The sequence below is a fragment of the Stenotrophomonas sp. HMSC10F06 genome (genome assembly GCF_001807865.1).
GTDB classification, from domain to species: domain Bacteria; phylum Pseudomonadota; class Gammaproteobacteria; order Xanthomonadales; family Xanthomonadaceae; genus Stenotrophomonas; species Stenotrophomonas bentonitica_A.
The window spans coordinates 1-20,377 of sequence record NZ_KV791290.1; the positions used below are offsets into that span (position 1 = coordinate 1).

At 68.4% G+C, this 20,377-nt stretch carries 14 protein-coding genes and 1 pseudogene; all 15 read right to left on the reverse strand.

Annotation, left to right across the window (positions count from 1 at the left end):
• A pseudogene (locus HMPREF3113_RS11935) lies at positions 1 to 245 on the reverse strand (flagellar biosynthesis protein FlhF); the annotation flags it as partial.
• Positions 246 to 394: 149 nt separating this feature from the next.
• On the reverse strand, positions 395 to 2,476 hold the full coding sequence (gene flhA / locus HMPREF3113_RS11940; protein WP_175440352.1) for a flagellar biosynthesis protein FlhA: 2,082 nt from the start codon (positions 2,474 to 2,476) through the stop codon (positions 395 to 397).
• 17 nt (positions 2,477 to 2,493) lie between these two features.
• Positions 2,494 to 3,624 (reverse strand): flagellar biosynthesis protein FlhB, encoded by a 1,131-nt coding sequence (flhB, locus tag HMPREF3113_RS11945; protein WP_070472792.1) that lies wholly within the window; start codon positions 3,622 to 3,624, stop codon positions 2,494 to 2,496.
• 54 nt (positions 3,625 to 3,678) lie between these two features.
• On the reverse strand, positions 3,679 to 5,040 hold the full coding sequence (locus tag HMPREF3113_RS11950) for a hypothetical protein (protein ID WP_070472796.1): 1,362 nt from the start codon (positions 5,038 to 5,040) through the stop codon (positions 3,679 to 3,681).
• Positions 5,037 to 11,339, reverse strand: coding sequence for an AAA domain-containing protein (locus HMPREF3113_RS11955; protein WP_070472799.1), 6,303 nt, complete (start codon positions 11,337 to 11,339; stop codon positions 5,037 to 5,039). Before HMPREF3113_RS11955 ends, HMPREF3113_RS11950 begins: the two co-directional genes overlap by 4 nt.
• A gap of 4 nt (positions 11,340 to 11,343) precedes the next feature.
• Positions 11,344 to 12,003 (reverse strand): 4Fe-4S single cluster domain-containing protein, encoded by a 660-nt coding sequence (locus HMPREF3113_RS11960; RefSeq protein WP_070472803.1) that lies wholly within the window; start codon positions 12,001 to 12,003, stop codon positions 11,344 to 11,346.
• Entirely contained in the window at positions 12,000 to 13,832 is a 1,833-nt protein-coding gene (locus tag HMPREF3113_RS11965) for an AAA family ATPase (RefSeq protein WP_070472806.1), read from the reverse strand. Before HMPREF3113_RS11965 ends, HMPREF3113_RS11960 begins: the two co-directional genes overlap by 4 nt.
• A gap of 70 nt (positions 13,833 to 13,902) precedes the next feature.
• Positions 13,903 to 16,047, reverse strand: coding sequence for a putative bifunctional diguanylate cyclase/phosphodiesterase (locus HMPREF3113_RS11970; protein WP_070472809.1), 2,145 nt, complete (start codon positions 16,045 to 16,047; stop codon positions 13,903 to 13,905).
• 179 nt (positions 16,048 to 16,226) lie between these two features.
• Positions 16,227 to 17,018 carry a flagellar biosynthetic protein FliR gene (gene fliR / locus HMPREF3113_RS11975; RefSeq protein ID WP_046273537.1) on the reverse strand — a complete coding sequence of 264 codons (792 nt, stop codon included), beginning with the start codon at positions 17,016 to 17,018 and terminating at the stop codon, positions 16,227 to 16,229.
• A gap of 11 nt (positions 17,019 to 17,029) precedes the next feature.
• The gene (locus HMPREF3113_RS11980; RefSeq protein WP_019184809.1) at positions 17,030 to 17,299 is read right to left on the reverse strand and encodes a flagellar biosynthetic protein FliQ; all 270 of its coding nucleotides are present in this window, start codon (positions 17,297 to 17,299) and stop codon (positions 17,030 to 17,032) included.
• A 39-nt stretch (positions 17,300 to 17,338) separates the two neighbouring features.
• A complete protein-coding gene (fliP, locus tag HMPREF3113_RS11985; RefSeq protein ID WP_070472812.1) occupies positions 17,339 to 18,112 on the reverse strand; it encodes a flagellar type III secretion system pore protein FliP in 774 nt (257 codons plus the stop codon).
• A 2-nt stretch (positions 18,113 to 18,114) separates the two neighbouring features.
• Positions 18,115 to 18,516, reverse strand: coding sequence for a flagellar biosynthetic protein FliO (fliO, locus tag HMPREF3113_RS11990; protein WP_070472815.1), 402 nt, complete (start codon positions 18,514 to 18,516; stop codon positions 18,115 to 18,117).
• A complete protein-coding gene (fliN, locus tag HMPREF3113_RS11995) occupies positions 18,513 to 18,851 on the reverse strand; it encodes a flagellar motor switch protein FliN (RefSeq protein WP_019184806.1) in 339 nt (112 codons plus the stop codon). The genes fliO and fliN overlap by 4 nt, the downstream gene beginning before the upstream one ends.
• A complete protein-coding gene (fliM, locus tag HMPREF3113_RS12000) occupies positions 18,848 to 19,855 on the reverse strand; it encodes a flagellar motor switch protein FliM (protein WP_019184805.1) in 1,008 nt (335 codons plus the stop codon). The genes fliN and fliM overlap by 4 nt, the downstream gene beginning before the upstream one ends.
• An 8-nt stretch (positions 19,856 to 19,863) precedes the next feature.
• On the reverse strand, positions 19,864 to 20,377 hold a 514-nt coding region (locus HMPREF3113_RS12005), incomplete at its 5' end, for a flagellar basal body-associated FliL family protein (RefSeq protein ID WP_070472819.1).

Below are 20,377 nucleotides of genomic sequence, written 5' to 3' on the forward strand. Positions count from 1 at the left end.
GTCACGGCGGCGATCACGGCATCGGCGGCGCTGCGCGGGCGCGGCACCGGCGGTGGGGCCACGTCCTTGCGGGCCGCTTCCAGCGCACGCTGCACGGCGCTTTCGTCATAGTTGGCCGCCGCCACGATTTCGACACCTTCCTCGATCCGGCGGTTGGACAGGATCACTGCGTCCGGTCCGTGTTCCTTGCGCACCAGGTTCATGGCCGAGCGCATATCGGAGGCGACGAAGCGTTTGATTTTCATGCTGTGGTACCGGGACTGGGGCGGCGGAGTCGTGGAAGGGAAACGCTGGTTGTCGGTGGTCTGCACGGTCAGGGAGTCCCTTTATTTCCTGCTGCGGTGAAATCGAATGAGGTGTCTGTTTTCTGTCGCGGTACCGTCGGCCGTCCGGCTCAACTGATCGTGCCGACCAGCTTCAACCGTTTGTCCTCGGGCACCTCGCTGTAGGCGAGTACGGACAGCGAGGGGACGCTGTGGCGTACCAGCCGTGCCAGCGCCGCACGTACCGGGCCAGGCACCAGCACGACCGCGGGCTCGTTCTTCGCTTCCTGCTTGCCGACACATTCGGCCAGGCTTTGATGCAGTCGCTCGGCGAGTCCGGGTTCCAGCGCGGCGCCGTTGCCCTGCGTGGACTCCTGCAAGACCCGTTCCAGTTGCGGGTTGAGGGTGAACACCGGCAGCTCCGGCGACATCCCGGCGATCTCCTGCACGATGAAACGGCCCAGCGCGTTGCGCACGGCAGCGGTGAGCACGGCCGGGTCCTGGCTGGTCGGCGCGCTTTCCACCAGCGATTCGACGATCTTGCGCAGCTGGCGGATCGGGATGCGCTCGATCAGCAGGTTCTGCAATACCCGCACCACGGCCGACAGCGGCAGCGACTTGGGCGTCAGATCTTCGACGAGCTTGGGAGCGCTCTTGGCCAGGTTGGCCAGCAGCTGCTGCACTTCCTCGTGGCCGAGCAGCTCCGGGGCGTGCTCCCGAATCAGGTGCGACAGATGGGTGGCGACCACGGTGGCCGGGTCGACCACGGTGTAGCCCATCGATTCGGCATTGGCGCGCTGGTGCGGCTGGATCCAGGTGGCATCCAGGCCGAAGGCGGGGTCCTTGCCGGCAATGCCTTCCAGCGTGCCCAGCGCACTGCCCGGGTCCAGCGCGAGTTCGCGGTCGGGATGGATCTCCGCGGTGGCCACCGGCACCCCGTGGATCAGCAGGCGATACGCGGTCGCCGGCAGTTCCAGGTTGTCGCGGATATGCACCGAGGGAATCAGGAAGCCGATGTCGTGGGTGAGCTTGCGGCGCACGCCCTTGATCCGTGCCATCAGCTCGCCGCCCTGGTTCTTGTCCACCAACGGGATCAACCGGTAGCCGACTTCCAGGCCGAGCGGATCGACCGGGCGCAGTTCGTCCCAAGTCAGCTCGGCGGTGGGCGCGGGCGCTGCACCGGGCAGGCCGAGGGTATCGGGGCGGTTGGCGGCCGGGGAATCAGCCGCCGCGGCCTGGGCGGTGCTCTTCTTCCACGCCTTCCAGGCGATGAAGCCCAGGATCGCGGCCAGCGTCAAGAAGGCGACGTTGGGCATGCCCGGGACCAGGCCGACGACTGCAAGGATCGCTGCGGCGATGGTCAGTGCGCGGTACTGGCCGAATACCTGGCCCATCATGGCCTGGGCCATGTCCTGCGAGCGCGAGGCGCGGGTGACCAGCATGGCCACCGCCGAGGACACCAGCAGGGCCGGCAGCTGGGCCACCAGGCCGTCACCGATGGAGAGCAGGGTGTAGGTCGCGGCGGCATCGCCGAAGGGCATGCCATGCTGCAGCACGCCGACCGCCAGGCCGCCGACCAGGTTGATGAACAGGATCAGGATGCCAGCGATCGCGTCGCCGCGGATGAACTTGCTGGCACCGTCCATTGCGCCGTAGAAGTCAGCTTCCTCACGGACCTCCTCGCGGCGGGCCTTGGCCTCTTCACGCGTCAGCAAACCGGCGTTGAGATCGGCGTCGATCGCCATCTGCTTGCCCGGCATGGCATCGAGGATGAAGCGTGCGGTCACTTCGGACACGCGGCCGGCGCCCTTGGTGATCACCACGAAGTTGATGATGGTCAGGATCGCGAACACCACGATGCCGACCGCGTAGTTGCCGCCGATGACGAACTCGCCGAACGAGGCGATCACCTTGCCGGCGGCCTCGTGGCCGTTCTGGCCGTGCAGCAGGATCACGCGGGTGGAGGCCACGTTCAGCGCCAGCCGCAGCATGGTGGTGATCAGCAGCACGATCGGGAAGATGGTGAAGTCCAGTGGGCGCTTCACATAGACCACAGCCAGCAGCACCATCAGCGAGATGGCGATGTTGAAGGTGAACAGCGCATCCAGCACGGGCGGTGCCAGCGGCACCACCACCATCGCCAGCAGGGCCAGCACGATCAGCGGGGCACCCAGCCCGTGGCGGATCATGTCCAGCGCGCGGCGCGCGTTCATGCCGGCCGGCTGCGCGCTCATGGGCGGCCTCCCTTGCCGAATTCATCGATGTCGATGCTGGGCGCTGCCGGCATCGGGCCGGTCTGCCAGTCGCGCAGCTGGTAGACATAGGAGAGCACCTGGGCCACGGCCGAATACAGTCTCACGGGAATTTCCTTTCCAAGTTGACCTTCCCGATACAAGGCGCGTGCCAAAGGCGGGGCGGAGACGATGGCGACCTTGTTGCCGTCGGCCACCTCACGGATGCGCAGGGCGGTTTCATCCACGCCCAGGGCCACCACGGTGGGCGCCCCCATCTTTCCGCCTTCATACTTCAGGGCGACCGCGTAATGGGTGGGATTGACCACCACGACATCGGCGGTGGGCACCGCTTCCATCATCCGGCGGTTGGACATCTGCTGCTGCAGCTGGCGGATGCGGCCCTTGACCTCCGGGCTGCCCTCGCTCTCCTTCATTTCCCGGCGCAGCTCTTCACGGGTCATCTTCAATTTGCGCATCCAGTTCCAGCGCTGGTACGGGGCATCGATGGCGGCCAGCAGCATCATTGCGCCGCCGGTGGCGAGCATGAGCTTCAGGGTGAAGCCCAGGCCGTGGATCATCGCGGCCTCCAGTGGCTGGTTGAGCAGGTCGCGCAGCGGGCGGATGCCGTGCCACACCACCAGCCCGGCGGCGGTGCCGACAAAGGCGATGCGCAGCAGGGACTTGGTGAACTCGGCAATCGCTTCCGGGCCATACAGGCGCTTCATGCCGGCCATCGGGCTGAGCCGCTTGAAATCGGGCATCAGCGATTTGTTCGACCAGCGCAGCCCGCCCATCGCCACCGGCGACAGGAAGCAGGCCAGCAGACAGATCACGAGCAGCGGCCACATGGCCACCAGCAAGCGCAGCATCAATTCGCCGAAGTGCCCGAACAACGCCTGGGGATGCAGGCGCAGCCCCGGCTCGGGGCTCAGCGCGACCTGCATCCAGGTCTTGGCGTTGCGGGCGATGGTGCCGGAGAAGGCCATCAGCGCCAGCACACCGGCACCGAACACAGCCGCCGTCGCCAGCTCACGCGAACGCGGGATGTTGCCCTGTTCCCGGGCATCGCGCAGGCGTTTTTCGGTAGGTTGCTCGGTCTTTTCGCCGGCTTGTTCGTTCTCGGACATGGGCTGCACGACACGGGGGATTACCCGGGGTCGTGCAAGAACCGTTCCGTGACGTCAGGCCGGGCCGCTGCGCGCGTGCGACACCTGCACCTGTCCGGACGGCGTCGCGGTAGCGATGGCCTCCTTCAAGGGCACCTCACCCACGCCCAGGGCCCGTTCGACCACCAGTTCGGTGCCTTGACCGTGCAACAGCGCCTGCAGCCGTCCGAACTCGCCGCACCACAGGGTTTCGATGTCGCGGTCGCGACTGCGGTCGCGGTCGGCCGCCAGCGCCACGGCCCGAACCTGCAGACGCCCACCGTCGGCCTGGCCGCCCACTTCAACGCCATAGCCGGGGGTGGCGGCTTTCTTGAGCACCACCGCGCCACTGTCCTGCCAAGCGGTGGCCATGCCTTCGCGCACCTCATAGCCGAGACTTGCCAGACCGTCGAGTACGGCCTGGCGCCGGGAAACTGCCGCCAGCGCCTGCTGGTGGCTGGCCAGGGCGCTGTCGCACTGCTGGGTCAGCGCGGACAGCAGCGGCAGCGCGGTGTCGGTACTGCACGCGCCCACCTGGACCAGCAACGGCGCATGGTCAACCGGGTCCAGTGCCGCCAGGCTGCTGGCCACATCCTGCAGCCGCTCCAGCTGCACGCGGCGCTGGGCGAACGCGGCCGAGGCGGCGGCCAGTTCCAGAACCAGGCTGTCCAGCAGCAGGTTGCGGCGCTGCGGAGCGGTTTCCTGCTCGGCGTTGTGCAGCGCCTCCAGGTAGGGCGCGGCGACTGCCGCGCTTTGCAGTACCTGCAGTTCGGCGATGTAGCGGTCCACGCGCAGCAGGCGCGCCTCGCGTCCGGGGTCGGCGGGCTGCCCGGCGGCCCAGTCGGCCAGCGTGGGGGTGGGCGCCGAGGTCTGCAATGCGGCCGCCAACGCGCGCTGGCCGTCGCTCAGTGTTGCCTGCTCCTCCGGGGGCGAAAGGAGGGCGAAGGCACGGGCCAGCACCGCCTCTGCGTCAGCGCCGGGGTGACCGTCGGCCAGTGCCCGTAGCGCCTGCAGCAGGCCCGCGTCTGCATCGACGGGTCGATCCTGCAGCGTTTTGAGCACGGCCGCCGCGTTGTCGCGCTGCCGCCGCTGCTGCTGGCGGCCTGCCGCGGCGCGGTCTACGGCGCGCCCCTCGCGGTCGCGGGTGTCGGCCTGCAGGAAGGCGATTTCGGCCTCGATCAGTCGCGCATACCGCGTGTTGTCGCTGTCTGCCAGCAGTGCCTGCAGCGCCTGGCGGCGTGCCATGACGGCGGCCACGGCAGAGGCGTCACGCTCGCCGACCCGCTCGCACTGGGCCTGCCAGCGCGCAACCGCCTGGTCCAGCCGGTGCAGCATCGCCTCGCGCAGGGCCAGTAGTTCTTCGGCAGTCACGATACGGACGACTTTGGGACCACTCATGGCAGGGTTTCCGGTTGCGCGGGGACAGGCGGGGGCGGCACCGGGGCGGGGCCCATGGCCGCCTCGATGGCAACGCGCAGGCGCGCCCGTTCGGCCTCGCCGTCGTGGTACCAGGCATGCGAGGACACCCGGTGGATGCCGCCGATGGCGCGACGCAGGACCGAGGGTCGCCAGATTTCCCGGGCGCGGGCATGCGCCAGCAGCGGGTGGCTGGGCGCGTCGCACTCGATGCCGATGGCGAAGTTGCCGGTGTCGGGGTGTTCGATGGCGAAGTCCAGCCCGAATGCATCGCCTTCGCTGGCGGCGGCCGCATTCCATCCCAGCGACTGCAGGTAGGCACCGACGATCTGCGTGAAGCCGTCGGCGGGCGCCGCGTGGGTGCGGTTGGCCACGCTGCGGTCGGTCTGCAGGCGATCCAACAGCCGTGCGCTGCCGTCGAACTCGCCGGCACACAGGGCCCGGGCGTACTCCAGGTAACCCTGCAGGTAGTCGCGCGGGCTGGCCGGGGCACGCTGGGTGTTGAACAGGTCGGAGATGTCGGCGATCGGCATCGAGGTGATCATCACCACCCGTTGCCGGGCGCGGGTGACGGCCACGTTGAGGCGGCGCTCGCCGCCGGTCTGGCCGAGCACGCCGAAGTTGCGCCGGAAGGTGCCCTGCGCGTTGCGGCCGAAGGTCGAGGAAAACACGATGATGTCGCGCTCGTCGCCCTGCACGTTTTCCACGTTCTTGACGAAGACCGCCATGTCCTCGCCGTCTTCGCTGCGCTCGCGTTCCTCGGCGAACGCCGCGCGGAAGGCGGCATCCTGCCCGGCGCGCTGCTCCAGGTGTTCCTCGATCAACTCGGCCTGCTTGCGGTTGAAGGTGACCACGCCCACCGAGGGGCGCATGGCATAGGGCTGTTGCCACACCTGGGCCAGGTACTCCACTACCCGCGCCGCCTCGGCAGGGTTGCTCTGGTGCTGGTACACGCCGTCGACCTGGATCAGCTCCAGGGGCTTGATCCGCGCGATGCTGCTGCGCGGATGGCGTACCGGCACGTTGAGGCGGTTGCCGTAGAAGGCCGCATTGGAGAAGCCGATCAGTTCGCGGTACGCCGAGCGGTAGTGGATCTGCAGCGTGGTGCTGGGCAGGGCATTGCGGGCCAGCTGCAGCAGGTCCGGGCAATCCTTGATTTCGCGCCGGTTCCAGGTTTCCTCGAAGGCGTCGCGCTGCTCGGCATCGACCTCGGCATCGGGCTCGTCGCCATCGAAGACCTCTGCTTCATCGCTTTCCACCCGGCTGGAGAAGAAGGCGGTGGGCGGCATCTGCTTCTCATCACCGCTGACGACCGTGACCCGGCCACGGAACAGCGTGGGCAGGGCGAACTCGACCGGCATCTGCGAGGCCTCGTCGTAGATCACCGTGTCGAACAGCCCCGCCTGCAGTGGCAGCACGCGGCTGGCCACGTCCGGGTTCATCAGCCAGACCGGGCGCAGGTGCATCAGGCCCAGTTCGCTGCCCAGCTCGATGAACTCGCGCAGGCGGCGCGAACGGCGCCCGGTCAGCCGGGTGACGTCTTCCCACTGCTTGCGGTTGCCCAACTGCTCCAGGTCGATGTGGGTGCCCAGCATCTGGCGGTTGAGCCGGCGCATCTGCTGGTCGGCCGCGGCCAGGCTGGCGACCTTGGCCTGGGTTTCATCCTGGCCGAACTGCAGCGCCGGGTTCGCCTGCTCCATGCGGTGCTTCCAGCCCAGCCGTGCTTCGCGATGCAACAGGCGGCGCACGGCCGGCTCCAGCGCGTCGGTGGCAAGAGTATCCAGCTGCGGTTGCAGCTGGCGCAGCAGTGCCAGCAGTTCGAGGTCTGCGCTTGACAGCTGCCCGGCGCGACCGCGGAAGGCCTGGTAGGCAGCCAGATGGGGCAGGGAATCGTGCAGGTGCTGCAGCGCCTGGGCGTTGCTCTGGTTGTGGGCGATAGCGGTGGCCAATGCGTCGGCCAGCGCCTGCTCCAGCCAGTCGGCCAGCAGTGCGAGCTGCTGCGCGCTGGCATGGCGGGCGGCATGCCGGGCGAGCGAGGCATCCAGGTCCTGCAGCAGTGCGTCCAGGTGCGCGCGGTCGCCCGCCAGGGCTGCGTCGTCGGCCTGCTGGGGGCGCGGCGACTGCGCCAGCGCCTGCGCCAGTGCCTGTACATCCAACAATTGGCGCGCGCTGGCGCGTGCCATCGGGCCCAGCGCGATGCCGGTCTGTTGGCCAACCGGGTCCAGCGCCAGCTGCTGGTGCAGGCCGGCCAGTTCGGTGCGCAGCGGGCGCAGGCGCGCTTCCAGCGTCGCGGCGGCCAGCAGTGCTGCGATGCCCGCTTCCCCCATCGCATGGGACTGCGCCTGCAGGACGCGGTTCACCCGTCGCCGGCGCAGCAGGTGCAGCGGGTTGATGCGCGCCAGCAGGCCGCGCGCGCCCAGCACGCGCGCCGCGTCGCGCTGCAGCTGCGCAAGCGTGCGCTCGTCGATGCCGGTGAGGGCCGGCGACAGCGTGCTGGAGAACGCGTCAAGGTCGAGCGCCGCCACGGCCTTCTCGATCTGCTGCAGCCGGTCCAGCGCGATGTCGCCGTGACTTGGCTGGCCCGCGCGCGCGGTGCGGAACAGCGGCAGCCAGCGTGCCAGTCGGCTCCGTTGTGCGTCATCCAGGCCGAGCAGGGTCGCCACATGCGCCGACTTCCACGCCTGGTGCGGCGCGGGATCGTCCAGCTCGAACGTGGCCGGGTGCGCCAGCAGGATCGCCTGCCGGTGCTGTTCGGCCGCAGTGAACGTCTGCAGGGCGGCAACGAATGCGGCGAGGGTGTCCGCGTCGGCCGCGAAGGGGCGCAGCTGCGCCAGCGGGCTGCCCTCGTAACGGGCCGGCAGCCACAACCGGATCAAGGGCGCGCAGGCTTCTTCGCGCTGCACCAGGGTGGGCAGGTCCAGTGCCAGCAGGCGCTGGCGCAGGGCGGGCAGGACCAGCGCGGGCGTACCGGCGTCCAGCGCGATCAGTTCGCCGAGCAGGCGCCGGTAGCTCAGCCCGGTGGCGTCGTCGATCTGGTGCAGGCTGTGCTGGTGGCGATCCAGTTCGCCTTCCAGTGCCTCGATCCGCGCGGCCACCTGCTGGCGCTGCTGCTGCCAGGCCGTTTGCGTGGCGCCGGCGGTAAACAGGGCGTCGAGCTGCTCGCGGATGCTGCGGATGACCGGTTCGCGGTCGCGGTTGACGTCGTTGAGCATGACCACGCGCTGGCCCAGCCCTTCAGCGACCAGGCGCTTGTGCACCACTTCCAACGCCGCATGCTTCTGGCAGACGATCAGCAGGCTGCGTTGCCGTCCGATCGCGTCGGCCACCATGTTGACGATGGTCTGGCTCTTGCCGGTGCCAGGCGGGCCTTCGATCAACAAGCCCGGTCCCTGCCGTGCCTGCAGCACCGCCGCTTCCTGCGAGGGATCGCTGGCCACGGTGAAGTAGCGCTGCAGCTCCGGCGTGGCAGGCGGGGCAGTGCCGTCGGTGTCGGTCGGCGGTGCCAGCCGCAACGCGGTTTCAAGGCCGGTGCCGGACGGCGACAGAACCTTGAGCTGGCGCAGGTCTTCGCCGATGGCCTGGCCCATGAACGTGACATGGAAAAGCACCGCGGCGCAGTCCAGTTCGTCCTGGTAGGGCGCCACGTCCACGCTGCTCGAGGGCAGGCCGACCAGGCTGCGCGAGCGGATCGTGGCCAGCATCCCGAAGGCATCCATCACATCGGCGGCCCGGATCGCCGAGCGTCCCAGCAGTTCGTCGGCGGTGCTGCGCCAGCGCTTGCAGGTCTCGGCACCCAGCACGCTTTCAAGCGCAGGGTTGAGCCGTACTTCCTCGCGTTCGCCATCGAAGGCCAGCCCGACCTGGCCGCGCGTGCCCGGCTCCAGCAGCAGCGTGGCCGGCCACAGCAGCAGCGGAATGATGCGGGTGCGCGAGGTGCCGCGCGGATCGCGGCTGAGCAGGAACGGAAAACCCAGATACAGCCCATCGATGCCGGTGTCGCGCTTGTACAGCGCGCTCTGCCGTGCCAGGGCCATCAGGCGGGGTTCCAGCAGCGGGTTGCGCTGGAACGATTCGGGGTCCAGCTGCACGGCGCGCGCGTTGCGCTGCAACAGGTGATCGAGCAGCGCGGCGGCGGGTCGCCGGGCGCTATCCACGTCGTGCATGTCCACGCGTGCGGTGGTCTTGCCGATACTCATGCGCACCAGCGGGCCACGCATCACCGCGGTGACCACTTTCTTTTCGAAGAAGTCCAGGATCTGCGAGACGTACTGCTGCTTCTGCGGCTGCAGCCAGCGGCTGGCGGGCACGGCCAGCACCACCAGGGCGCGCGCCAGCGGCATGCGCCGTTCCAGCCGGAACTGCTCGGCCCAGCCATCCACCACGGGCAGGCCGGAGCGGGCGAAGCCCAGGATGCGCGCGTCCACGCTGCGATACAGCTCGGTACGCGGGTGCTGTAGCAGGGCCGCGGCTGCGTCGCGGTCGAAGGCGTCGAGACCGGCGCTGGCGGCGAGTGTTGCCGCCTCGGCAAGGATGGCCTCGGCACTGCGGAACTGGCCGATTTCCGCGCTCAGCAACACGATCAGGTCTTCTTCGGCCACCACCCGGCGCTCGGCCAGCGACAGCAGCCCGGGATGCGCGGTGTCAGGCAGCAGGCGCTGGCGTTCCTGCCATTGCGAGGCCAGCTTGGCCCGCGAGGTGGACAGCAGGTAGACGCGCAGGGATTCCTCGACCAGGGCGATGTGCTGGTGCAGCGCGCGCTGGCGTACGCTTTCCTCGCGCCGCTTGAGCCTGCACAGCCAGTTGTCGGTCTGCAGGTGTTCCAGCAGGTCCGGCACCGAACCGCTGATCAGCCGGTAGCCCTCCAACGGGTGCTCAAGCAACCAGCCGGGTGTGACGATGTCGCCCCGATGGATCAACGGCATTTCCGGGTTGAGCACCTTCAACGCCAGCATCAGCCGGAAATCGTCCTCGATGCCTTCGTGTCGGGCAATCTGGCGCAGCCCGGCGACACGGGTGGCAGGCAGGCCGACCTGCTCGGCCCAGGTGACGATCGCCCCGCGCAGCAGGTGGTCCAGGGCCTGGTCCCAGCCGTCGGCTTGGGCGGCGGCCAGCGCGAACACGGCGGGGCGATGATAGCGGCGCGTGCCCAGCGGCAGGCTGGCGCCATCGCCCTCATCGTGCGCGTGCTGCGCCGCCGGCGGCGCCGGCACGGCGATGCCGGCCAGCCAGTCGGCCACCTGCGGCCATTGCCAGCGCTGGTGGCGGTCGCGGGCCAGCAGCCCGCGCAGCAGCAGCGCCAGCTCCGGGTCCAGCGTTTCCGGAATCGGGACACCATTGGCCAGCACGTGGATCAGGAACGCATTGGGATGGATGCCCTCGAAGCAGGCGCCGTCGGTGAGCTGTTCGAGCAGGATCATCCCCAGGCTCCACCAGTCCGACGCGGCAGCCACGCCACCGGCGATCGCCTCGGGCGCCATGTAGCGGCTGATCTCCAGGGGCGAGACGATGTCCAGGTCGAACTCGGACAACCGGGCCGAACCGAATCCGCTGATCACCAGGTCCAGTGGCGCGCGCGCCCGCACCAGCAGGCTGGCCGGGCGCAGGTCGCGGTGGCGCAGCCCGGCTTCGTTGAACGCATGCAGCGCCTGGCCCAGTTCGCCGACGATATGCCGGACCGCATCGCGGTCGCCGATCACGCTGCCCAGTTCGGCCAGGGTGCCACCGGTGAGCATTTCCACCACTTCGAACGCGCGGTCATCCCAGCGCCCGGTGGCGATGACCTCCGGCACGTGCGCGCGTGGCAGGCGGCGGATCACATCGTAGATGGCCGGGTCGGGTTCGGCACCGGGGCGGTACAGGGTCAGCACGGCCTGCACCGCCGTGACGGTGTGTTCGGCCTGGTAGCGGTCACGCACGCCGTCGGTGCTGCTGATCTGGCGCAGCAGCCGCCAGCCATCGATGACCGTTTCGCTGCTGTCGGCCACCGGGGGCGGCAGGTCCGCCGCCGCCGTCCCATCGGTCGCGCTGGCGCCGCAGTGCAGGCACATCAGGTCGCCGGGGGTCATCGGGTGGCCGTTGTCGCAGACCACCTCCGCGGCAACGGCGCCGACCGTCGATGCCTGCACCGCTGCCTGGGTGACCACGCTCTGCGGCCGCCAGCCATCGGGATGGATCGGCTCGCCGGCCAGATCCCAGCCGCACGCGTGCGCATCAACATAGCCTTCGCAGAACATCTCGGCCAGCGCGCGTTCGGTGTGGCAATTGGGGCAAAAACGAATCATGGACTTACTCGACTGGACGACGCGATGAAGTGTGTGCGCTGGTCTGTACCTGGTGGCCCTGAGCGCGCAGCAGCTCGCGCAGGCGCAGCAGGTCGCCGCGGCGGGGGATGCCGGCCATCCAGACGGTGCCGGTGGCATCGAACATCAGGTCAAGCGCCTTGTCGGCCGGCGTGCTGGCCCGCTCCAGGCCCGCCAGGCGCGACCGACCCAGCGCGGTGAGCAGGGTGAGGCGCTGGTTGTCGCTACCCCGCAGCGCCAGCGACTGGTCCGCCTGTTCGAGGTAGGGGTCGCTGATCACCGCATCGATCAGGTCGCGCGCCTGGTCCAGCATGGGCTGCAGCGTTTCCAACGGGTTGCCGCTGTACACCAGGATGTCCGCGGCGGTGCGTTGGCGCAGTCCCACCAGCATCTGCAGCAGGGCGTCGAACTGGTCGAACGGCTCGCCGCCGGAAATGGTGATGCCGTCGGCCTGGTCCAGCCACGGGGCCACCTGCTCGAGCAGGGAGGCCACGTCGACGACGGTGCGCCCCGGCCCCCAGGTGTCGGCTGAAATGCATCCGCTGCAGCGGATGCTGCAGCCCTGGAACCAGATGCCCAGGCGTTGCCCCGGCCCCAGCGTGGTCACCGGGAAATGCACGCGTGACAGCTGCAGTGGACGGTTCAACCGCGTTCCAGGTTGAGCACGTTGGCATCCACCGCAACGATGGTGAACTGCTGGCCGGGCTGCGCGTCCTGGTCGAACAGGGCACGCGCCAGCGGGTTGAGCAGGTGGGCCTCGAGCTGGTTGCGGATGCCGCGCCCGCCGTTGGAGAGGTCCTTCAGGCATAGCGCGCGCAGCGCGTGGCGGGCCGACGCGGCCAGGGTCACGCGCAGGTGCTGGGCCTGCAGGTCGGCCAGGGTCGCGTCGACCATCTGGTCGAAGATCTGCACCGCGACCTCCTCGCGGATGAAATCGAACACGATGATGTTCTCGCCGATCCGGTTGAGGATCTCCGGCCGGTTCAGGACCAGCTTGAAGTGCCGGTCGATTTCGTCGTGCACCTTGCTCTGCACCTGCTCGAAGGGCTCGCCGGGCAACACGTTGGCCACGCGCTCGCCATGCTCGCCCTGACGGTAGATGCCCAGATTGGAGGTGAACACGATCAGCGCCTCGGAGAAGTACACGCGGTCGCCACGCCCGGACGTGAGCACGCCGTCATCGAGGATCTGCAGGAACTTGTCCAGGATGCGCGGATGGGCCTTCTCGATCTCATCGAACAGGACCACGCTGAACGGCTTCTCGCGGATGGCGTTGGTCAGTTCGCCGCCTACGTCGTAGCCCACGTAGCCGGGCGGGGCGCCGATCAGCCGCTGGTCGGCATGCTCGGCGCTGAACTCGGACATGTCGAACCGGATGTAGGCGCTTTCGTCACCAAACAGCAGGCTGGTGACGGTCTTGGCCAGCTCGGTCTTGCCCACGCCGGTCGGGCCGGCCAGGAACGCCACGCCGCGCGGCCGGTTGCCCTTGCGGCTCGCACCCACACCGGTCATGGCGCGCTTGACGATGTCCAGCATGTGGGTCACCGCATGGTGCTGGCCCTTGACCCGTTGATGGACGAACGCATCGCCCATGCGGATGCGCTGCCGGTCAATGCGCAGCCAGGGGTCTTCGGTGACCCCGACCTTGTAGCGGCGCACGGCGTCGCCGATCTGGTCCACCGCCACCCCTTCGACCCGGGCCAGCTGCGCGATGGCACTGAGGTCCAGCAACAGCAGCCCCTCGGTGCTCTGCACAAATGCGTCCACCGCCTGCGCGGTGGCCTCGGCGCTGGCGTCCGGCGCACCGGCCAGACCCTTGAGCAGCGCCGGGGCCAGTGCGCGCCGGGTGAGCTGGTCCGGCTTGGCCACCGGAATGTGGCGGATGCGCGGGTTGCCGACCAGCAGCCAGTCGGGCAGGTCACCTTCCTTCTCCACTACCCAGAGCACCGTGTTGAAGAACGGCTTGCGCTGCACGCCACCCGGTCGGCTGCGTGCCTGGTGGGAGAGCACCAGGGCCTGGGTGAACAGCTGGTGTTCGGCGGCGCTGAGGGCGTCGCTGCGCACTGCCAGGCGCGAGGCGAAATCGATGATCACTGCCACCGGCTCGCCTTGGCGCACGACCAGCCGCTGGAGCGTGGCACTGAGCAGGTCGATACCGGCGGGCGCGGCGCCATCCACCGGGGTCAGCCCCAGCGATTGCAGCAGGGCGACGCCGCTGGCGGGATCGGTGCCGGGGCGTTCCAGGGCGCGGAGGCCGGCCAACGGATCCCAGCCCAGCACCTGCGCATAGCCCTGGTCGAGCAGGGTGTTGCACAGGGTCTGATTGAAGCTCTGCGCGGTGACCGTGCCCGGTGCCACTTCGGCGGCCTGCAGGTCGCGGATGTTCCCGGAAAGCACGAACTGGCTCTTCAAGGGAAGGAAACGAACAAGATCGCGCTGCCAGCGCGGACCTTCAAACACATTCTTCCCTGACATCCTGCTGCCTGCTGTTCCCATGGTAGGGGGCAGGGTATTGCGCGCAGCCGCCAATTTCCAGCGCGTGCGGCTAGCCTGTTGCCGCGCCTGGCCGTGCCTGCGCCTTCCATCCGGCGGCGATCTCCACCCGCGGGCGCGGGTGGTCATGCAGCTGCATGAACCGCTCCGGGTCCTCCGGGCGCCCCAGCAGGTAACCCTGCAGGTAGTCGCAGCCCAACCGTTCCAGGTAGGCGCGCTGCCCGGCGGTCTCGACGCCTTCGGCCACGATGTCCATGTCCAGCGCGTGTCCCAGCGCCACGATCGCCGAGACGATCACCACGTCTTCGGAGCTGTTCTCCAGGTCGCGTACGAAGGCGTGGTCGATCTTGATCTCGGTTGCCGGCAGGCGCTTGAGGTAGAGCAGGCTGGAGTAGCCGGTACCGAAATCGTCGATGGAGATGCCCACGCCCAGCGCCGCCATCGCCAGCAGCAGCGTCAGGCTCGCCTCGGTGTCGCGCATGACCGTGTTTTCCGTAATTTCCAGGATCAGCCGGCGTGGTTCGATCCGGTGGGTCTGCAGCGCCTCGCGCACTTCCCGCAGCAGGTTGGGCGAGGCAAACTGGATCGGGGAGAGGTTCACCGAGACCGTCCAGCCGTCATGCCCTGCGTCGTGCCACACACGCAGCTGGCGGCAGGCTTCGTCCAGCGCCCACCGGCCGATCTCGTTGATCACGCCGCTGCGCTCGGCCAGGCGGATGAAGCGGTCTGGTGGTATCAGCCCCTGCTGGGGATGGCGCCAGCGGATCAGGGCTTCAGCGCCACTGACCGACTGCCCGGCCACGCGGGTCTTGGGTTGATAGTGCAGCAACAGCTGCTCGGTGCCGATCGCGCGGCGCAGGTCGGCCAACAGCTGGAACTGCTGTTCGGCGCTGTCGTTCATCCACTCGGCGAACAGCACGTAGGCATTGCGCCCGGCCTCCTTGGCCTGGTACATCGCGGCATCGGCGAAGGCCATCAGCTGCCGCTCGCTGGCGGCGTGGTCCGGACAGATCGCGATGCCGACGCTGGCCGTCACCTGCAGGTCGTGGCGGGGCAGCAACGGCTCGCGGCCGACGGTCTGGATGATGCGGCTGGCCAGTGTCGCCACGTCTTCGTCGTTCTCGATCGGCACCACCAGCACGAATTCATCGCCGCCCAGCCGCGCCAGCATGTCCGCCGGGCGCAGCAGCTTGCGGGTGCGGTCCGCCACGGCGACCAGCAGGGCGTCGCCGGTCTGGTGGCCGTAGGCATCGTTGACCTGCTTGAAGCCGTCCAGGTCCATGAACATCACCGCAAACCGGCTGCCGCGCTGTTCCGCTTCGGCCAGGGATTGCTCGATCCGCTGCTGCAGCAGGCGACGATTCGGCAGGCGGGTGAGCGGGTCGTGCAGGGCCGCCTGGGTCAGCTCGGCATAGGCATCGTCAAGCGAACTGCTCAGGTCGGTGTTGCGCAGACGCAGCAGCTGGGCCTCCATGCGCTGGTCCAGCCAGGACACGATCAGCACTACCGCCAGGATCGCGATGGTCAGGGCCAGCACCACCAGTGCCAGCCACTGCGCCTGCAGGCCCTCCCCGCCGGCGGCACTGCAGATGCTGCCCGCGGGGAAGCGGGCGGCGGCCATCCCGGTGTAGTGCATGCCCACGATCGCCGTGCCCAGCACCAGTGCCGGCGCGGCACGGTCGCGCAGGCGGCGATGGCTGCTGCGCAGGCGGAAGGCGATGAACAGCGCGGTCCAGGAGGCGACCACGGCGATCAGCAACGACAGGGCCACCCAGCCGGGGTGGTAGTCGATGCCGGGCTGCATGTGCAGCGCGGCCATGCCGAGGTAGTGCATCGCGGCGATGCCGCTGCCCATGAGCAGTGCGCCAAGGGCGAGGCGCGCGTGCGGCAGAGTCGGTTGCGAGACCAGCCACAGCGCGAAGATGGACGAGGCCATCGCAGCCAGCAGCGAAACCGTGGTCAGGCCGAGCGCATAGCCGAGTGGGATGGGCAGGCGGAAGGCCAGCATCCCGATGAAATGCATCGACCAGATGCCCAGCCCCATCGCGCAGCCGCCGCCGATCAGCCACAACCAGGTGGTACGGCGCGTGGCCGCGGTGGTGACGCGGCTGGCCATGTCCAGCGCAGTGAACGAGGCCAGCACGGCAACCAGGAATGACACGACCACCAACCACGGGGTGTAACTGCCGATCAGCATGGATGACGCTCTCCTTGGTCAACGCCTGAGCGATACGACAGAACGCGCCGCCATCAGCGCAGAGCGCGGGTGAAGATTTCGTCGTCAGCCAAGACTAACGCCACGCACCGGGGGGATCGCAAGTGGCAGGCGTGCAGGGCGATACGGTGGCTACGCGGTTGTCCCGCACGTGTCCCGGGTCAGCGGCTGACGCTGTCGGCGGCATCGAACGCCGCGTCGAACAGGCGTTGCACGGGCGGGCCCATCTCACCGGCCAGCACGGTCAGCAGGAACAGCCCCAACAGCAGCGCGACCGGCAGGCCGAGCTGGATCGGGTTCAACGCGGGCGCCGCACGGGCCAGTACGCCGAAGGCCAGGTTGATCGCCAGCATCGCTACGGTCAGCGGCAGCGCCAGCGTGAGCGCGCCGCGGAACACCTGCAGCAGGAACGTCGGCGCGATGCTCAGGAATGCCTGGGGGTCGGGCAGCGAGGTGCCGATCGGCAGGGCCTTGTAGCTGTCCATCAGCAATGAGATCAGCGCCAGGTGGCCATTGGCGGTGAAGAAGAGCAGGCCGAACAGCAGATAGAACCATTGCCCGATCACGCCGGAGCTGCCGCCACGCAGCGGGTCGCTCATCTGCGCGAAGGCCAGGCCGGTCCCCTGCGCGACCAGCTCGCCGGCCATCGCACCGGCCTCGAACACCAGCCGCAGCACGAAGCCGATCGACACGCCGATCGCCAGTTCGCGCGCAATGGTCAGCACCGTGGCCGCATCGAAGCCGGTCCATTCCGGTACTGGCGGCAGCATCGGCGACAGCGCGATGGCCAGCGCGCCGGCCAGCAGCACGCGTATCCGGGACGGCACCGCGCGGGTGCCGATCAACGGCATGGCCATCAACATCGCGCCGATGCGCAGCATCGTCCACAGGATCGTGCCGATCATGCCGAAGGCCTGCAGGCCGTCGGCGGCCATCTGGGTCGCGGAATCCACGGCGGCTGGCCTCAGCCGATCAGGTGCGGGATGCGCTGGAACAGCAGCGTGGTGTATTCGACCAGATGGCCGATCAGCAGGCTGCCCAGCGCAAACAGCACCACGGTCAGTGCCGCCGCCTTGGCGACGAAGGCGATGGTCGGCTCGTTGAGCTGGGTCGCGGCCTGGACCACGCCGACCACCACGCCGACGATCAGCACGGTGAGCAGCAGCGGGCCGGCGACCCACAGCACGGTGATCAGGCCACCACGGAGTTCGGTCAGGGCAAGTTCGGGCGTCATGTCGGTCTCGGGTCCGTATCGATCAGCAGGGCAGGGCGGTCAGACCGCATTGAAACTGGCGGCCAGGGTGCCCACCACCAGGACCCAGCCATCCACCAGCACGAACAACAGGATCTTGAACGGAGCGGAGACCAGCATCGGCGAGAGCATCATCATGCCCATCGACATCAACACGCTGGCCACGACCAGATCGATGATCACGAACGGAATGAAGATCAGGAAGCCGATCTCGAAGGCGGTCTTCAGTTCGCTGGTGACGAACGAGGCGACCAGGATCGGGAACGGAATGGCATCCGGGCTGGAGTAGGTGCCGTGCCCGGCCATGCCCGCGAAGGTCATCAGATCGGTCTCGCGGATCTGCGCCAGCATGAAGGCGCGTAGCGGCTGGGTGGTCAGCGTCCAGGCGGTCTGGAAGTCGATCTCGCCGTTGAGGTACGGCGCCATGCCGCTGCCCCACGCCTTCTGCCACACCGGCAGCATCACCATCGCGGTGAGGAACAACGCCAGGCCGAGCAGCACCTGGTTGGATGGGGTCTGGCCGGTGCCCAGCGCCTGGCGCAGCAGGCCGAGCACGATGATGATGCGGGTGAAGGCGGTCAGCACCAGCAGCATCGACGGGATCAGGGTGATCGCCGTCATCAGCAGCAGGGTCTGCAGCGGCAGGCTCACCGGCTGGCCGCCGATCTTGCCGACATTCACGTCCGGCAGCGCCGGTACGCCCGGCGCAGCCCAGGCCAGGGCGGGCAGCGCGCACAGCAGGGCGGTCAGCAACAGCGGCAGGTAACGGGTCCAGGAGGTACGGGGGCCACGCATGTTCAGGGTTCCTTGCGCAGCCGCTGTTGCAGCAACTGGGCGAAATTCGGGAGCTGTTTGAAATCGGGAAGGCGCGCCGGCGCCGGCGGCGGCAGGGGGGCGGGAAGCTGATGCAGCGTATTGATGCCGCCGGCCGTGACGCCCAGCAGCAGCTGGGTGCCATTGACCTCGACCACCACCACGCGCTCCTTGGCGCCGACAGTGAGGCTGGCGACCACGCGCAGCCCCTCGGCCGGGCGGAAGCCGCTGCCGGGCATGCGCTTGAGCAGCCAGCCCAGGCCGACGATCAGTGCCAGCACGCCCAGCAACGCCAGCACCGCACCGAACATGCCCGGTGCGGCGGCGGCATGCTGGCCGACCTTGACGGTCGAGGCGCCGGCCGCGATCAGCAGCCCGGCACTCAACGCAGTCTCCGGATCCGTTCGCTCGGGCTGACCACGTCGGTTAGGCGCACGCCGAAGCGATCGTTGATCACCACCACCTCGCCATGGGCGATCAGGGTGCCGTTGACGAACACGTCCAGCGATTCGCCAGCGCCGCGTTCCAGTTCCACCACCGAGCCCTGGTTGAGCTGCAGCAGGTTGCGGATCGGCAGGCGCGCGCGGCCGACTTCCAGCGACAGGGTCACCGGTACATCCAGGATCACATCCAGGTTGAGCTCGTCGCCGACGGTGGCGTCGTCCGACTGCAGCTGGGTGAACTGTGCCGGTGCCGGCTCGTTGGATTCGATATCGTTCATTGCGGGTCTTCCTGCAGTACGGGAACGCGTGGGCGGATGCCCGGGGGATGGGTGGCGGTGATCTTCACCGCGTTGAAACCATTGGCGACGCCGAACTCACCGGTGAACACCGGCACGTTTTCCACGCACAGCGGCACCTGCTTGGGCAGCTCGATCGGCAGCACGTCACCGATCTTCAACCGGGTCAGGTCGCGCAGGCTCATGCGCTTGGTAGCGAGCACGCTGGAGAGCGTGACTTCGGCGATGTTGAGCTGCTCGCGCAGCATCACGCCCCAGCTGGCGTCGCGGTCGTTGCGGTCGCTCTGGATACCGGCGTCGAGCAGCTCGCGGATCGGCTCGAGCATCGAGTAGGGAAGGGTGACGTGGATATCGCCGCCACCGCCATCGAGCTCGACATGCAGGCGGCAGACCACCACGTACTCGCGCGGCGTCACGATGTTGGCAAAGTGCGGGTTGATCTCGGAATTGATGTATTCCAGCTCCACGTCCATCACCGGCGCCCAGGCTTCCTGGAGGTCGGCGAAGGTCTGCTTGAGCAGCAGGTGGATCACGCGCATCTCGGTGGCGGTGAACTCGCGGCCTTCGATGCGGGTCGGGTAGCGGCCGTCGCCGCCGAAGAAGTTGTCCACGATCGCGAACACCAGCGTCGGCTCGAACACGATCAGCCCGGTGCCGCGCAGCGGCTTGAAGCGGATCAGGTTGAGGTTGGTCGGCACGTACAGCGAGTGCATGTAGTCATTGAACTTGATCAGCTCGATGCCGCGCACGGACAGTTCGGCCGAACGGCGGATCAGGTTGAACAGACCGATGCGCCACAGGCGCGCGAAACGCTCGTTGACCATTTCCAGGGTCGGCATGCGGCCGCGGATGATGCGGTCCTGGCTGGCGAAATCGTACGAACGCGCCTCGCCGGGCGTGGGCGCGTCGATGTCGGTCTCGACCGCACCGGAATCCACGCCGTGCAGCAGGGCATCGATCTCGTCCTGGGAAAGCAGGTCATTCATGGTCGCCCTTACTGGGTCACGAAACTGGTGAACAGCAATTCGTCGGCACCGGGCTTGCCGGTCTCGGCCTTGAGCAGCTTCTGCACTTCGGCCAGGGAACTGGCCTGCAAGCGCTCTTTGCCGGCGCGGTCGGCGATGTCGCTCGGCTCGACCTGCGAGAACAGCATCAGCAGCTTGGCGCGGATGGCCGGGGCGTGAAGCTTGATCGCTTCCATCGCGGCCGGGTCACGGCTCATCAGCTGCACTTCAACCTGCAGGTAGCGCGGGCCGTCGAAGCTGCTGTTGAGGTTGACGACGAACGGCGGCTCCAGGCCGAAGTACTGCGCCGGGGCAGGCACTGCGGATTTGCTGGCAGCCGGCTTGGTGGCCTTGTCGTCGTGCTTGGGCTGGGTGAAGTACCAGACTCCGCCACCGGCGGCGCCAGCGGCGAGCACCGCGGCCAGGGCGGTGACCAGGAGCGGACTGCGCGGCTTGGCGGCCTTGTCCTTCTCGGCGGATTTCTTGGTTTTATCGGCGGCTGCG